Source organism: Mesorhizobium sp. M1A.F.Ca.IN.020.06.1.1 (assembly GCF_004023265.1).
In the GTDB taxonomy this organism is placed as follows: Bacteria; Pseudomonadota; Alphaproteobacteria; order Rhizobiales; family Rhizobiaceae; genus Mesorhizobium.
Genome location: NZ_RZSR01001339.1, coordinates 1 through 1,198 on the forward strand (window position 1 = coordinate 1; position 1,198 = coordinate 1,198).

Sequence of the window (1,198 nt, forward strand, 5' to 3'; positions counted from 1 at the left end):
TCTCATGAGCGTCGGCGCGCTCGGCGGCGTCGCGCAATACATGCTGTTCGAAGGCATGAAACGAGCGCCGGTGTCGATCGTGGCGCCATTCGAATACACCTCGCTGGTCTGGGCGTTTGCGCTGGGCTTCGCCATCTGGGGCGACGTGCCGAGAACCGAAGTTTTCATGGGCGCGGCTTTGATCATCGGCGCCGGCCTGCTGATCGTCGGCAACGAGCGTTTCCGCAAACGGGTCGAGGACTCATGACAGAAGGCTGTCAGCACGAGCGGCATAGTCTGGTACCATGACGGATACGGTCGACATGCCTGAAAAGCTTGCCAAGGGCACCGCCGACGCCACAGCCGAGCGCATGCTGGGCGTGGTGCTAGTCTCGGCCTCGGCCGTCGCCTTCGCGCTCACCGGCGTGCTGACCAAGTCGATCCATGCCGATCCGCTGACCATCACCTGCTGGCGCGGCTTCTTCGGCTCGATCCTGATTGCTCTTTACGTGCTGTGGCGCCGCCGCCGCTCGGGCGGGCGCGAGAGCCTCAGGCTCGGCTGGCGCGGCTGGCTGCTTGCGGTCGAGGGGGCTGCCGCCAGCATCGCCTTCATCGCGGCGTTCAAATACACCTATGTCGCCAATGTCGCGGTGATCTACGCCACCTCACCCTTCATAGCCGCACTGCTTGCCTTGCTGCTGGTGCGGGAAAAATTCCGGCTACAGACGATGCTGGCGGCGGCCGTGTCGCTATGCGGCGTCGCCGTCATGGTGGGCGGCGGCTTTGGCAGCGGCCACCTGTTCGGCGACGGGCTGGCGCTTTTGATGACCACCGGCAGCGCGCTCTACATGATCATGGTGCGCGCCTTTCGCGACTCGCCCGTCGTCTGGGCCGGCGCGGTGTCGGCCTTCCTGCTCTTCGTCCTCGGCTGGTTCGTCACCGACCCGGTTGCCGTTTCGACCCGCGATATGGTGCTGCTTGCCACCTTCGGCTGCTCCTTCGCGCTGGCCTCGATCCTGTGGACCGAAGGTTCGCGGCTTATCCCCGCCGCCGAATCCGGCCTGCTCGGCTCGGCCGAAGTGCCGTTCGCCATCCTGTTCGCCTTGCTGTTCCTCGGCGAATTCCCACCGCTGGCCAGCATCGTCCCGGAAGAAGCTGGTCACGCCGATGAGCAGGTCCTGGAACAGAAGGTCGACCTGCTGCGGCTCGTCGCGCAGCC

General features: G+C 65.5%; 2 protein-coding genes. Both read left to right on the forward strand.

The features are described from left to right. Positions 1 to 247, forward strand: a 247-nt coding sequence (locus EOA60_RS33805; RefSeq protein ID WP_164899798.1) for a DMT family transporter, incomplete at its 5' end; no start/stop codon positions are given. 55 nt (positions 248 to 302) lie between these two features. Continuing rightward, the coding region (locus EOA60_RS33810) for a DMT family transporter (protein ID WP_164899799.1) at positions 303 to 1,198 on the forward strand (896 nt) is incomplete at its 3' end.